Raw genomic sequence first — 13768 nt, 5'->3', positions numbered from 1 at the left:
ACAAAGGCGGCCAAAAAAAGGGCCCAAATTTAGACCCTAATGTGCCCTTCTTGAAATCGCACAAAATGATCTCAATATGATTATATCTGGCCACTATCAGTTTTAAACATGGATTCTCTGGGGAAAGGTCGAATGGCAGAAAAAGAAGAATCTAAGCCTGCGAATGGGCGTTTCAACACTAACGATGAAACGAAGCGGATCGTATGGATCCAGACTGCCGGCCACTGCGAACTTTGCGGCACAGATCTTACCTTCGACTATCGTGCTGGCAATCCGATGAAATGGGGCGAGGTGGCTCATATTCTGCCAGCCAGTCCGAGAGGCCCCCGTGGACGCACGGATCACGATGCTGAGGCGCATACGAACGATACCGCCAACCTGATGCTTCTGTGCCCAGGCTGTCACGACAAAATTGATCGTGACGCAGATGGCTACCCTGAAAAAGATTTGAGCGGTTTGCACCAAGCGTACCTAGAACGCATCCGACTCGCCGCAACGACCCCCGATGGCGGCAGAGCCATTCCCTTAATCGTACAAAGCCAGCATTTCCAGACGATCAACGACATTCCCGTTCGCGATCTATTGACCGCTATGTCTGCTGAGGGATTAACCGCATTCGACCATGGCATCAAGATCACTTTCCCTGCGCCCGGACCACGAGGTAGAGATGCGACCTATTGGCAGAACATCACGGACAGCATCCAGCATCGGTTGGAGCAGCAAATCACTCGTCGTGGTGGCACCTATGGCGACGCGCCTGCACTGGCGGTAGTGGGCTTAGCCGATATTCCTGCGCTGATGCTGTTGGGGCAGACTATCGGCGACCGCTCCAAGCGTTTGACCTTCTCTTTTAGCCGAGAGCATCTTCTGCGCTGGCCCGATCAATCCGCTGAGCCCCCCGAGTTTTTGTTTACTCCACCGTCGGACGGCGATGGTCCACTGGCGCTGGTGCTTTCCATTTCTGCGCAAATTCCAATTCGCGACGTGACCGATGTTCTACCAGGTGCGCGTATCGCGGAGCTGACGATTCCAGAACCAAGCTACTCGATGGTTCAGAACCGCCGGGTGATTCATGCCTTTCGCGATGCGCTTCAGATTCGACTGAGTCAACTTGAAGCTATGACTCCGAACCCTATCCACGTCTTTTCGGCAATCCCTGCAGCATTGGCCATCGAGTTTGGCGCATTGCTGACCACACAGCATCAGCATCAATACCTGATTTTTGATCGGGACAGAGAAAACCAAAATCGGTTTACGCAAACACTGCATTTGGGCCTCGAGGCCCGGGAGGCCAAGTAATGCTTTTGAGCAACGAACAGACCAAGCGCAACAGCTGGGAGTATTTTCTGCTTCGCGCCGCGCGGGATATCTCACTGTCGGAAGCGCAGTACGAAAAGATCAACGATCGCTACTCACAGCTGGAAAAAATCCTTTCGGCTTCCGACAATCCACTGCTTGCTGAGGCCCATATTTTCGTTCAGGGCTCTATGCGCCTGAAGACAACCATCAAGCCAATTCCAGGCGCGCCTGCGGATCTTGACACCATTGATGCGGACGCAATCATCTGGCTGCCTCATGCTCAAGGCGCCAGTGCAAAAGAGATTCTCGACGCGATTGAAGAACGGTTCAGGAAAGGTTCTCGCGTTCAGGAAGAGATTAAGCAACTCCGTCGCGGCATTCGGATCGTTTACTCTGATGAAAATCCCGGCTTCCATATCGATGTCACGCCTGCCCGAGCGATTCTCGGAAATGGCAAAGGAAACGGCGAGGGGAAGCTCGAAGTGCCGGATCGGGTCACAGGTTGGAAAGCAAGTAGTCCTATTCCCTACTCGAATTGGTTACAGGTTGCCTCTGCCCAGGTAATTTCTCTGGAGGAGAGCCTCGTCATTGCCAAAAGTCAGCGGATGCTTGATGAGGCGACACAGGCTCCGCTTCCGCAATACGAGGACTATATCGATCAGGATCCGCTGCGCGCGACCATCAAGCTTCTAAAACGACATCGTGACGAATGGGCAATCAAAACCAAGAGCGCGGATACCCGCCCCATATCGGCGGTTATCACGACCCTAGCGACCCATGCCTACCTAGATGTCGTGAAAGAATCCAAGTCGAAACCGCTGCCGCCGCTAGATGCGATTCTGGAGATTGTCCGCAGGATGCCGGAGCATATTGCTAAAAGAGGCACTGACTGCTTTGTTTGCAACCCCGCTGACACCGGGGAGAATTTTGCAGAGAAGTGGAACAGGCCTGGCGAGGGCCAAGGCTACCGCCAGGCATTCGCCAAGTGGCACGCTGACGCCAGTGCATCGGTGTCTTTAGGCTTGGAGAGCTTCGAGTCCACGGACTCCTTTGCCAAGGCAGTGAAAGAGAACTTCGGTATGGCACCGGCGTTCATCACGGCAGTGAACAATGAGATCCCAGCCAACTGGACGATGCCCGGTCGACCGGATGGCACTACGCGAAACGCCGCTTCGATGGGCGCGCTTTTCGGCGGAGCCAGCGGTGGTGGAAACCCTCAGTCGAGCGTAAAGCCAGTTGGACGCCTTGGCTGATCCAATTAAAACGCCATTACAGCGCGGAATCTCCGCGCTGCGAAATGTCTTAGGTCAGGATGCTGCTGATGCACTGCTTCAGCCCGCACCAATGCGGGCTGATGAAGCTGCGTCCTTTCACTTTCCTCTACCGATCGATTACACGGGGCGAGAGCGGCGGTTGCGTATTGGGTTTCCCTCCAATTTCCCCCGCGGTCCTTTGCGGCTCAATGTCGAACCATCACCATGGTTGGTCTGGCCGCATGCCACGAAGTCTGGACTTTGCCTTCACGGCTTTCAGGAGCGCCCCATCATGGGCGCCCCAGAAGTCATAGTAGAGGACAGCCTTGCTCGTTTGGCCAAGATAGTTTCTTTATCTGAGATGGGATCAAGCCAAGCGAAGCGCGATATCGAATTCCAAAATGAAATCACTACTTACTGGTCTCTTCAGCACGGCAATTCATTCCAAAACCTCTTACTTTTGGATCGACCTAGAGCTGCCTCGGAATTGTTTGCTCTCAGCGATCCGCGGCGGGCTTTGCCATCCGGCCAGGAAACGGTTTGGATGGCCTCGAACGCAGCAGCATTGAAAGAACATTACAGACGGGCAGTCGGACGCTCCACTGTAATTCGCGCGGCCGAAACTCCGGGGTTTTACGTCAAGCTTCAAAGTTATCCGGATATTCGTACTCCTGATCCAGAGGAGTTGTTGCCCTGGCTTACGCCTCACCTTCAGCCAGATGATGCCAAGCAACTGCTGGCATGGTTTGACCTGCACGGAACACTGGCTAGTCGATGGATCGTCATGGAGCTTCCCGGGGGTATAGACGCTCCGATCTATTGCCTCAATGTTCGCTCCTATGGCGTACAGGCAGAGCGAGGGGCAAGGTTTGGATTGCGCACTGCGCGCCGCCGTCCAGCGATGGCAGGCGCACATGCCCCGGCGCTTGTCCTGACAACCGCCTTGGACGTGCTTGATCGGGCATCTATTTTGTCCCGCGATGTAAGCGGCACTGCAAAGCACCTTGAGAATGCTCGGGTAGTTTGTGTCGGCGTTGGCTCATTAGGCAGTGCGGTGGCAATGCAGTTGGCGCGATCCGGGGTCGGCCATCTTGCCCTCATCGATCCCGACACCTTGGTATCAGCCAACCTTGGTCGACACGCCCTAGGAGCGGATAGCCTAGGAAGCCTGAAGGCAACAGCTTTGCGGGACAAAATTCTTAGAGATCTTCCGACTACAGAATGCACTGCTTATCCGACGTTCGCTGAAGTTGTGATGAGCAGCAAACCAGAAGTATTCGATTCTGCGGATCTTGTCGTGATTACGACAGCCGACTGGCAATCAGAAGTTACGGTTTGGCGAGCCAAGTCCAGCGGCGCCTCCTGGGGGCTGATACAAGCCTGGAGCGAACCACACACTCAGGTGGGGCACGCGCTTTTCGCGCCAAAGGGTGCCTTTGATGGCACGCATTTATTCACGGACAGCGGCGATTTTAAGCATAAGTTCACCGAATGGCCGGGAGGAGGTGTCGTTCCACTTCCCGCCTGCGGGGAGAGCTTCATTCCAGGCGGATCTCTGGGGATGACGAACATCGCATCGATGGTCGCGCACACAGCTCTGCGTTCGCTGACCGGAAATATTGAAAATGCAACTTGGGTCAGCAGTATCTACAGGCCTAATGACGTGCCAATCCTAGGGGGTGAATACCACGGTCCTGAGCTGCCTGATGGGGCACAACAAATCCTGCTGGAACGTGGATGGCCAGAACACAAGGAAGTAATGGCGTGACGGATATCGCTTGGCGCTGGAGATGGCCAGGAGTCAACTCTGAACTCTTGGTGTCGCAAACCGTAGCCGACATTTTGGATAGACACCGCCAAGGTCTTTTGAGCGTGGAGAGAGGGGGACAGTTATTCGTCGATCCTGTTAACCCGGCTGGCTTGTTGCTGGCCTTGGCGACGCCACCCCATCGGTCCGATCGGTCAGGCTGGTATTGGCTAGAGTTGGATGCGGGACGTTGCCGGCAAGAAATTCAAGATGCCAATGAAAAAGGATTAAGGCTGGTGGGGTACTGGCATACGCATCCCCAATCGGTTCCAGTAATTTCTCCTGCTGATGTAGCCAGCTTCTCCAGATTTGCTGCCCGCTACACGCAAGACTTGCCGCACCCAATCGCCATTATCGTCGGCAAGTCCGAAAAGCCAGAAGGTATCAAGGCTTGGTCATTTCGGGACGGCAAGTATGTCGAGGCAACCTGGCTCAGGTAAACGCTGCATGAAAAATAGACGGGTCAGCGCTTGCCTCGCTCTGCCAACATTAGCGCAAAGAGTTCTGCCTGAAAGCGCGCGTCATCCAATGCATTGTGGCTCGGAGCGCTACGCGGCTTTAGCGTGACAGTCATCTGAGAGGACTTTGTTTCTTTCCAGGTGCAACCGTAAGCGCCCATGAAATAGGCCTTCATGTCGATCGCGGTGAAGCCAAAAGGGTTGGTTTCCAAATACTTGTGGAAGTAGAAATTAACAAATGACCAGTCAAACGGTGCGTTGAGCCCCACGAAAACAACTTTCTGCCCCGTGGTACAAGACGATTTCAGCCATTGATCAAACTTGTGCATTGCTTCTCGTGGCGCTAGGCCCTCGCGCTCCAGCTTTTCCAGAGTCAGCCCGGATACAGCAAGTGCTTCTGGGTCATGTTTCGGACTGTCAGGTTGGAGTTCGAGATAAATGGACGTTGCAGGTTGGGCTACAAGGCAAGCCCCGATGGAAAGCAGACTGTATTCACCAGGTATAGGCCCGGAAGTTTCGACGTCGACGGAAACATAAAGCTCATCATTGGTCATGCCGTATCCCTTTCATTAAAGCCTACTGACCATTCGTTATGGCCGCCTGGTTGCCCCCTCGCTCCTTGCGAATCTTAGCTGGATAAGGAGGCCTGTAGCTACTTATCACGCTCTATTAACCGCTGAAGCGATGCAGTGAGACTTTCCACGGTGGGCGCCTTGCGTGGCTCTCTTAACTTTATCACGTCGCCACTATTTACAGATTTTTTTACGTGACTGCCTTCCAATGCTTTTACTGCATTTTTCTCTTTGAGAGTGAGTGAAGATCTAACCAACTGTTCAGACACGACCTCGTCTCGCTTTTTCTCAGAGGAAGCTGTAAACGCTAGGGCTGTGGATTGTGGAAGCGCCAGCGGACACCATAAGTCAGCCCTTCCACTTTTCCCTGTAATGTTTTGACGACAGATGATTTCCACATCCACCTTATTTACCGCATATTCAGTTGACTGGTAAGCAGACTTTAGATCATGCAAACCAATATGAACCGCCCCTCTAGCTCGAGAGTGCTTGTAAGCGATCCCCAGAAGCAAAATACACAGACGCTTGATGCCCGCGGTATACACATGAAGAGTTTCGCAGAAAGCATCTATTTCAATATTAATTGCCCCACTGGACACCCTAACGCACTCCTCAACATACTCGCGCCAGCTATCATCACCCAATAAGTCTGGCAACAAGAGTCTTGGATTCACCATTAAGCGTTGTCGATCCTGCTGGGGGCGTCCTAGTAGCTTTTGAAGCATACTATAATTAGCCACATACAGCATAGGCACACCCAAAGTTGACAGGTTCAGTAATGCCTCAGCCAATTTAGCGCTCGCGTCTCCACTTGTATAAAATTGAAATTCATCAGCAACAAGCAGTGAAACACCTTCTCGAAATGCTTTTTTTCTACAGTATGCCATCACCTGATCAACTGTTTTTCTTCTGTTTTCACCTTGTTTTTCCGGTGGCAGGAATTTGGTCAGCATCGGAATAATGCCTTTCTTATCTTTTACATTAATCTCCCACATGGAGGTAAACGCCATATCCGAAACGCCGGGTCCCGGGTCGAAAGATCCATCCACTGGCATTAAACGCCGAAGAGCTTTAATCAGTTGGCTTTTACCTACTCCTGCCACTCCAGACAGGCACAAGGGAAACACGTCAGAATACTCCCCTGAATAGATTCCCCGAAGATAGGCATCATTACTTGGATATGAGCCCGTAGAATGACGCAATGCTATTTCAAGCAGCTCACCGATTAAACCGCATGCAGACTCACTGGGAATATAGATAGCTCTCAATGTATCCACAAGTGAAGCCGAAGCCATGTTGGCGGACATAGTCTCAAGACCACAAACTGGATCAGGTTTAACAATACTGGCTTCGCGAATATCACGTAAGCTTGTATATGGTGAAAACCTGTCAATTAGTCGGGTGCTCCCCATCCTAAGACTTCCCGCTCAAATTCCGTTTTAAATCAGCAACCTCTCGCTTATATCCATCGCCTTTGGAAGGAACACCCTCCTGAAGCTTTACGGCACCGGATGCTTTCCCCGTCGCCGCCTCAAATTTTTGATCGTAATAACTGGCGACTGCCGGCTTGCTCTGCCTTAGCTTTGAATGAGTTACTTTCAAAACATGCTCCTCAGCACACAGATCAGCCAATGAAACATACAATTGACTGGTATCATCGCGGATCGGCAAGAGAGCATCAAGCTCATACAATCGGCCATTTATTTCGACCCATAAATGCCGGACACACATCTCTAAAAGATATGCGTCCACCTCAACACCGTCGCTCTTCCCAACGCCATCAAATATCCCTGTCTGCTGAAGCTCTACCGAGTTAAATCGTCGATGATGGAAGTAAACTGCATCTTGCCGCAAAGAAACTTTAATTGGTTTCAGAAAATTCCTCACTGCCTCCTCAAAACTCATTGGGTAAGCGTCCGTACGCGCTCGCGAATCCAAAAAACCATAGATACCGGCAGGAGTAGTGCTTACCCCATGGTTTATCATCTCTGGAGTACATCTAGCAGTGGCATCAGAGGTCCAATTACTCTCTACTAAGTCTTTTATCTCGTTCTTTGCCATCTGAACGACATTCAAATTACTCTGCCTGTATTTTGGCCGTCCTTCTATAGATTTAACTCGAGGATGAGAAGACTCGATCGAAGCCTTGGATTGGCCGGAGTATGAGGGAGGGAGATCTCGCGAGTTGATCCATTTGCAGTCATCGAATAGATCTTTAGCAGCGCCAGGACCTCGATCAACTATGATATTTGTGGACAACCCAGTGCTTTGCCAATCGTCATCGTCTAAATCACTCATTCCAAAAAGCCTAAAAAACTCTGACTTCTTGATTGCCATCGAAAACAACGCCATTAGGTACCCACTCATATCTTCCTTGTCGAAGGAGAACCCTATACCAACGAGATAGCCGGACACACTGCAGACCGCTCTAACAACACAGAGAGGATCCATAACGTTTCCTTCTATAAGCCCAACAGGTCGCGCCTTGCTGTAATAAGCGTCTAATTCAACCCGTTGCAAAAGGCTAGATAGCCTTTCTGAGAACTTACCTACACTCCCACTGATCTTTGTTCGTACTGCCTCCTCCCCAAAACTCAGTATTTGCCGAGACTTCTGAGAAAAGCTCTTGGTGACATGATATCTAAACTGCGGAAGACTTGGAAAAGGTTTACCCTCCTTCTGAATATATTTAAACTCCCCCCTTGACACCACAATTGATTCACAGCCAAACACGTTACACACTACCCTTCCATATATTTTCTCCATACCATTTAATTGCTTACTATACAGAGCATACCCCTCAGTAATCATATCCAACATTTCTTTTGTCACTCCGTATTCTTGCCCTCCTTCATGCAATGGTTTTCTACCGAGCTTTTTCATTTTGGAAACCTCCTGCCGGTCCCAATGACCTATGCTTGAGAATTTCGGCATCAACGACCAAATATTTCTGCCAAATAATATATACGTATAAAACCAAAGCCTAATTCGTTTTGCATGCTGAGAGGGACTTAATTCCCTTGCATATTTATTGAGCCTTGAATCCAAACCAGGATCACCTAAATTTCCTTCAAATGATTCTAACGCACCAGATATGTACATAAACCGATGAACAACTCTATCTGTGTATGAAATAACTTTGGACTTTCGTTGCCGCTCGAGTTGGTAAAAATTTGTTCCTTCATAATCACGAAGCCATGGAGGGAGGCTCCATTGTTTTTCAGCACAAACTATACGCCCACTCAAAAGCCCATTCTCAAAATCCAAGGCGTTCATCGAGAGCAAAATTGATTTCGGGTCCTTTCCTAATGAAAAGAACACTAAATTTACGCGCATTTGCTCCTGATCATTTGATAAAAAATAGTAAGTTTCACCAGCCAGAAGTCCGTTATACCCACGCTCACTTATCAACTGCACTCCAACGTTCATATTTTTTTACTCGGCAAACAGATACTGATAAACACTCATGACATCCCGCTTCTCCTCTCTCATAGGCTTATCAACAAGTACCGGATCAAAGAGGCTAACTCTCAACTGGCGTGTCCAGACCGCATTGTAAAACACACGCAATAAATGCTCCCTATTGGCATACATTAGATATCGATTAATTATAGAAAAAGGAGTATCACCCTTAACAACACCAAAATTCAGGTCTTCTATCAGGTCCGCAACTAAATTCTTTTCAAGAGGTATCGACCTGTGGTGCCATGAAAACAACAAATCCAAGTTAACTAGTACCTGCACATCGATGTCGTCCGGCACGAACCTTACTGTTCGTATTCCTGCACCGCTGTAATAGCGCTCTTCTAATTCGTGCCTAAATTCAGCAGCAAGTATATCCCTTTGCTTCTTCAAAGGGCCTTTCACCTTTCCGTAGTCCTTTTCTGAAAAGTCTTCACGATATTTTTTCACTGTCCAATTGACACAGTATGGATAATTTTCGTCCCCCATACAGAAAAGCAAAAGATCGCCTATATATGGAAACGCCATCCTTTCCCCGCCTTCACTCTTAGGCAAATAAAACCCATGATGCCATTTCACATCGCCCATTCGTTCGCACACTTTCAATGTTCCCTCAAAACTTTTAAGCAGCATTCCAGCGCTTGCGTGATGACCATACAAGGGGTGCTCCGAGGGTGTCGCCCACAGCATTTTTTGCTCATGTAGATCAAAAACAGAAGGGTTATAGAGAGCTAACAGCGCGGCCTGTTTCTCGGCAGAGGATAGAAGATGCAGCGATCGACCTAGCCGCTCACTTCTCATTATTGTTGCCCAGGAAATACGGGGAGCCTCGAATTTCGTAGCCTGTATGGCGGGAGTATAATCGGCCCCAAACATCCTTGTTTTTTGACGGGCATATATCTTCAATAGATTATTTAAGTTGGCTTTCATCTCGTTATGCCTCGAATACCCACGATGCACATCCCGCCCGCACTTTTTTTCGTGCACAGCACCTTCTTTCCGCCTGATCACCCGTGGGTTTTCAGGCCGAACAATTTCATGGACGAATGGGTATACCGCCGGACTTGACGTCCGCCGCTCAGAGACACAGAATGGAGTTATCAGGACGCAATCTGATAGCTCCACGGAAGCCCGAGGTCCCACCCTCGGGCTTTCTGTTTTCTTGAATACCCTTCAGCTTATTTTGTCTTCATTTTTTGACCTTCTTCAGATTCTCTGATTGCCGCCGAGCAAATGCGTCAGGGCTTGCTCTTGGGTGGGTTCCTCAACCCGAGTGCTACAGCAATTGCATGTGCCTTACCTCTAAGGCACCTTGAGCGTCCGCTTAACACTGCATACACGTCTACCCGTGAAAACCCGTGCGCATCGGCCCAAGCGCTTACAGTCATGCCACTCTCTGCAAACTCAGCACGTCTAAGCTCCAGCTTTTCACGAGGTATGTCCATGATAAGCGCCCTTAAAATTTGTCTAATTTTTTTATAATTACTCATTCTTTCGTTAAAAATCAAGACAATCCTCTTAGTTAAACTTTTAACTCTTATCTCGTATGCGTAATCAACTTTCGTAGCGATACATCGCGCGTACCAATAATTACAATCTGCAACGTTAGGACCCAACACGCCACGCTTTTCTTCTAGCGAAAACCTCAACATCAGCTCCCCTCAGATCATTTTATTTTCTGTCTATACTCTGTTGGAGGAGAGCACTCGAATCTAGGCACGACAGATGTTTAAGCTAGGACTACTTGTTGCATAGAGCACAATGCAGGGAGTACGGTCCTCACCGAATCTGCATTCACTGCCCTGAAGGTAATGAGTCTCCCATCGAGGTATTGATAGTTGTTTGCGAGCTCGACCGACGGCAGCGAACAGCCTCTGAAACTGCCTCCCGTAAATCTACCAGTATCCGAAATGCTGTCCTGGCCTTCGATTTCAGTTTGCAAAATCCGTAGTCGAAGGACGTGCTCAGCGCAGCCAACGCAACTCTTTGCGCCTTGCACTGCCTAGGGACACCTGACAGGTGGACTTCCAGCCCAAAGCCGTTGACCTGCCATCTGTCAGCATGTGTTGCACGCGATTTAATTAGGAGCCTTGAGATGCCCCTGAAATGGCTGCCCGATGAAACGCTGTATAGCCTCTGTTGCCGCGAGCACTGCGTTAGCGGAAATACCTCCCACGCTGACACATGCGTAAGCCTTTTCGATCACCCATACGTGGGAAGCCGGACTGACTTTCCCGCACGCCTTGATGCGCTCACGAGGAATAGCAAAGGTGTTCTAGGCTCACCGCAGGAAATCATCAATAACCACTCAGTGCTTCCGTTCTTTCTGCACTGGCAATCAGAGCAATTTAAATCACAGATACTACATGCAGCATTAGTTTCAAGTACAAAAGCCGTAGTATCTGCGAAATATAGATTAGGATTAATGAGCAGTAGCTTTCCCTCAAGACTGCCTCTCAAAGCGTGCTCAGCTTGTATAAAGGCAGACTTAGAAAAATACTCAACCCCCTATTGGCATCTTTCGCATCAATATCCGGGGGTCTGGTACTGCAAGGTGCACAAGCTACTACTACAAGAACATTCAGTCGACGCTGAACTATTTCGAATAAAAATCTGGCAGCTGCCATCCCTTAATACCCTGCTACCTCTAAACACGGAAGGACATACCTTAATAAACACCGAGCCACTCACCAGTGTCTCAAGACTGAGTTCAATATGCGAAACCTACGGCAGGCTTTCTTTAGAAATATCACTCGACCAAGAAACAGTGCTAAAAACACATTATAAAGCGTTGGAATTCTTAACACTCAGAGCTAACTCAAAGCTGCTGTTAACAGACCTCTCGCATAGCTACTGCCTTGCAATACGCGACCTAATCAATATACCAGAGCTTTCCGTGTTACCCTTGACAGCACAAGAAGCAAAATCACAATTAGCAACACTGTTCAAAAAAAGAGCCTCAAACACACACCCACTTCGTCATCTTTGTTTTGTCTATTTTTTATATGGCTCATGGGAAACCTTTTGGAAAGCCTACAACAGAAACATCATAAACAATCATCCCATTTCTGCGCTCCGTTCTTCAGCAGGAGCAGTTTCCACCTCGAAGACCAAATCGAACCTAAGTGCAAAAATATTAGCATTAAAAAACACCGTAAAATGTAGTAGTAAAGAAGCATCAAAAATATTAGGGATTAACATTGAAACACTCATCATCCATGCAGAGCGTTGCGGAGTACCGTACCCCAAAAGACCGAAGAAACTTACGCCTCTGATACGTGCCTCAATCCTAAATGAATTAGGCAAATGCATCGACTTACAAAAAATCTCAGATCTATATCAAGTGTCCATAAAGACCTTAAAGATTTTGCTAAGGGCTAACCCTGAAATTTATCTGGCACATAGGACAGAAAAGCATAAAACCCTTATTAAATCATATCGTCAGCGTTGGACCCTTAACATTCAGCTGCACAAAAACGAAACCATAAGAGAACTCCGAGAGCTCGATAGCCAGGCTTACACATGGCTCTATAGGCATGATCAAAAATGGCTTAAAAACATCAACAAAACGAGAACAAAACACACAACCAATAACAGGCTTTCACTCTGGAAAACCAGGGACAACGCGCTATTGGCCTTGCTGCTTCCCGCTATACAATCGCTGCAAGAGAACAAATGTCTATCCCTGTCCAATATATTCAATCGAGTACCTAGACTTAAAAAACACATTAGAAATCTGGGAAAGCTACCAAAAACCTACGAAGTTTTAACTGCTAGTAACATCATTAGCAAACCTTGAGCACTGCAACCACTTTCTGCCTATTTATACCTCTCACTTCATAAACTCAGCTCTTCATAGAGTCTTTGACGCCCGTCAACTCTCAACCTGTGTTTCGACTCATTATCACTTAAGCGCTCATATTCACATTGAATAGCCGCCAAGAATTTTTCGAAGGTATCAAACAAACAGAATCCAGTTAAAAGCTTTCTGGATAGCGGAGCTGCTGCTACATTATTTCTAGGGAAAATTATTCTTGTTGAAGGATTTCGCCATCCACCAAGAACCTTACTCAAAAAGCCGCCATCAAAACTCGAATAAATATAATCGTTTATATCATCCAATCCACACCCACGCCCTAAAACTCGCTCTCCTATAGCTTTGTTAAAAGCTCTAGCTAGAACCTTACTAGGTATAGGCGCTAGATTGGCAATCATAAATTCTCTTGAAAAAACTGAGAATAACTGGCCAGTTATATCTCGCTCTTCGACTGAAATTGAGCCACGCCATCCACAATCGCATCCGGCGATATGTACATTTAACACCTCAGCTCTTTTCAAAAAACCACTAGAGCAGTCTGGGCACGCACTGAAAACTCTTATACCGTGCTTCCAACATGAATACACACCGGGGATTTGGTGAGAACGATGCAAATAAGCCACTCCATATTTCTTACGATCCTCCTCCAAACATTCAGGACAAACCCAAACTTTATTTTCCTCACCTGAGATAGACTTCGACGAGTATATCTCTTCACCGCCCACTAAACCGTCCAAAAATCTGACATTACGAGCAACAAAGGCTGCATATAATGGGAGCATACTATTGCTGTATATCAGGCCTTGAGCAACTTCTATACTTTTATCACCAAATCGACTCAACACCCCCCTAACATCATCAACACTTAATGACGACAGGTTAGATGCTTTCTTTCCAAACAGGTCCAAAATTGTTTCAGTGACTGAATACCCACCGGAGACAACGTGATAACGAGAGAGAAGAGACGCTAAGCTTTCATCAGGAAACGAAGACAATAGAAATTTAACGGCATCAACCACGACATTGCCTCACATCAAAACCAAGGCTCAAAAAAATACAATAACAAATACGCAAAGTCTATCTAACGTCGAGTTAACTCC

The 13768-nt window shown here is 48.2% G+C and carries 11 protein-coding genes; 5 read left to right on the top strand and 6 right to left on the bottom strand.

Going from position 1 to position 13768, the window contains the following annotated elements; genetic code table 11:
• Positions 1-132: 132 nt before the first annotated feature.
• From PSH88_RS04545 to PSH88_RS04530, 4 genes are read left to right on the top strand one after another with little or no spacing between them, the layout of a single operon-like run.
• On the top strand, positions 133-1299 hold the full coding sequence (locus PSH88_RS04545; protein ID WP_305425108.1) for an SAVED domain-containing protein: 1167 nt from the start codon (positions 133-135) through the stop codon (positions 1297-1299).
• Positions 1299-2552 (top strand): nucleotidyltransferase domain-containing protein, encoded by a 1254-nt coding sequence (locus tag PSH88_RS04540; protein WP_305425106.1) that lies wholly within the window; start codon positions 1299-1301, stop codon positions 2550-2552. The genes PSH88_RS04545 and PSH88_RS04540 overlap by 1 nt, the downstream gene beginning before the upstream one ends.
• The gene (locus PSH88_RS04535) at positions 2536-4320 is read left to right on the top strand and encodes a ThiF family adenylyltransferase (protein WP_348529752.1); all 1785 of its coding nucleotides are present in this window, start codon (positions 2536-2538) and stop codon (positions 4318-4320) included. The genes PSH88_RS04540 and PSH88_RS04535 overlap by 17 nt, the downstream gene beginning before the upstream one ends.
• Positions 4317-4799 carry a Mov34/MPN/PAD-1 family protein gene (locus tag PSH88_RS04530; protein ID WP_305425104.1) on the top strand — a complete coding sequence of 161 codons (483 nt, stop codon included), beginning with the start codon at positions 4317-4319 and terminating at the stop codon, positions 4797-4799. The genes PSH88_RS04535 and PSH88_RS04530 overlap by 4 nt, the downstream gene beginning before the upstream one ends.
• A 23-nt stretch (positions 4800-4822) precedes the next feature.
• Here the strand turns inward: PSH88_RS04530 and PSH88_RS04525 are convergent, their stop codons facing one another.
• From PSH88_RS04525 to PSH88_RS04505, 5 genes are all read right to left on the bottom strand, one after another.
• The gene (locus PSH88_RS04525) at positions 4823-5371 is read right to left on the bottom strand and encodes a 3'-5' exonuclease (RefSeq protein ID WP_305425103.1); all 549 of its coding nucleotides are present in this window, start codon (positions 5369-5371) and stop codon (positions 4823-4825) included.
• A 98-nt stretch (positions 5372-5469) separates the two neighbouring features.
• Positions 5470-6696 carry a hypothetical protein gene (locus tag PSH88_RS04520; protein WP_305425101.1) on the bottom strand — a complete coding sequence of 409 codons (1227 nt, stop codon included), beginning with the start codon at positions 6694-6696 and terminating at the stop codon, positions 5470-5472.
• Between the two features lie 106 nt (positions 6697-6802).
• Positions 6803-8818 carry a hypothetical protein gene (locus tag PSH88_RS04515; protein WP_305425100.1) on the bottom strand — a complete coding sequence of 672 codons (2016 nt, stop codon included), beginning with the start codon at positions 8816-8818 and terminating at the stop codon, positions 6803-6805.
• Positions 8819-8824: 6 nt separating this feature from the next.
• The gene (locus tag PSH88_RS04510) at positions 8825-9781 is read right to left on the bottom strand and encodes a PDDEXK family nuclease (protein WP_305425098.1); all 957 of its coding nucleotides are present in this window, start codon (positions 9779-9781) and stop codon (positions 8825-8827) included.
• Positions 9782-10089: 308 nt separating this feature from the next.
• Positions 10090-10239 (bottom strand): helix-turn-helix domain-containing protein, encoded by a 150-nt coding sequence (locus PSH88_RS04505; protein WP_305483565.1) that lies wholly within the window; start codon positions 10237-10239, stop codon positions 10090-10092.
• 707 nt (positions 10240-10946) lie between these two features.
• On the opposite strand from PSH88_RS04505, the gene PSH88_RS04500 reads away from it, so the two are divergent.
• The gene (locus PSH88_RS04500) at positions 10947-12650 is read left to right on the top strand and encodes a TnsD family Tn7-like transposition protein (RefSeq protein ID WP_305425097.1); all 1704 of its coding nucleotides are present in this window, start codon (positions 10947-10949) and stop codon (positions 12648-12650) included.
• A gap of 38 nt (positions 12651-12688) precedes the next feature.
• Here PSH88_RS04500 and PSH88_RS04495 read toward each other — a convergent pair whose 3' ends face one another.
• Positions 12689-13687 carry a TniQ family protein gene (locus PSH88_RS04495; RefSeq protein WP_305425096.1) on the bottom strand — a complete coding sequence of 333 codons (999 nt, stop codon included), beginning with the start codon at positions 13685-13687 and terminating at the stop codon, positions 12689-12691.
• Between the last annotated feature and the right edge of the window lie 81 nt (positions 13688-13768).

The organism is Pseudomonas wuhanensis, assembly GCF_030687395.1.
Classification (GTDB): domain Bacteria; phylum Pseudomonadota; class Gammaproteobacteria; order Pseudomonadales; family Pseudomonadaceae; genus Aquipseudomonas; species Aquipseudomonas wuhanensis.
This window is presented reverse-complemented; position numbering and strand designations above follow the sequence as displayed.